The sequence below is a fragment of the Acinetobacter sp. YT-02 genome (assembly GCF_002412355.1).
Taxonomy (GTDB): domain Bacteria; phylum Pseudomonadota; class Gammaproteobacteria; order Pseudomonadales; family Moraxellaceae; genus Acinetobacter; species Acinetobacter towneri.
Genome location: NZ_NOZT01000006.1, coordinates 1 through 824, shown reverse-complemented (window position 1 = coordinate 824; position 824 = coordinate 1). Strand labels below are relative to the sequence as shown.

Here is an 824-nt window from a genome sequence, read left to right as displayed (position 1 = left end):
AGAGGTGGATCAGGAAATTTGAACAACACTTATAAGTGATATTTTGCTCCCCAAATGATGTTATAAACATCAATATATGGAGTATTTTATGGCACGTAGACCAAGAAGAAATCATTCAAATGATTTTAAAGCTAAGGTAGCACTTGCTGCGATTAAAGCAGAAAAAACACTTGCTGAATTGAGTGCTGAATTTGATGTTCATCAAAACCAAATTATCGACTGGAAAAATCAACTGATTTCAGCTTCCTCGCAAGCTTTCGATCAATCAAAAGCTCCAACAGAACCACCCATCGATCTAAAAAAACTACATGCAAAAATCGGTGAGCAGGCATTAGAAATTGATTTTTTAGAAGGTGTGTTGAAGAAACTGGGCCGCTTCAACCACAAAAGTTAATCGATGACTCACTTCAGATTTCAGTATCTAAGCAAGCTCAGCTGCTGAAAGTCTCCCGTGGTTGTTATTACTATCGCCCAAAACCTGTGAGTGCATCAGATCTGAAGCTGATGCGGTGTATGGATGAGTTACATATGCAATACCCTTTTGCAGGTAGCCGTATGATGCGTGATTTGTTGAATCGTCAAGGACATCATATAGGACGACGTCATACACGTACTTTAATGAAGAAAATGGGCATTAATGCGTTATATTGCAAACCAAATTTAAGCCAGGCTAATCAAGCTCACCGCAAATATCCATATCTGCTCAAAGGATTGGCTATTCAGCGCAGTAATCAAGTGTGGTCTACGGATATAACGTATATCCCTATGGCAAAAGGCTTTGTTTATTTATGTGCTGTGATTGATTGGCATAGCCGCAAGGTACT

1 pseudogene is annotated in these 824 nt (G+C 39.1%); it reads left to right on the top strand.

Going from position 1 to position 824, the window contains the following annotated elements:
- Positions 1–76 precede the first annotated feature (76 nt).
- Positions 77–824, top strand: a pseudogene (locus tag CF596_RS03830) (IS3-like element ISAba14 family transposase); the annotation flags it as partial.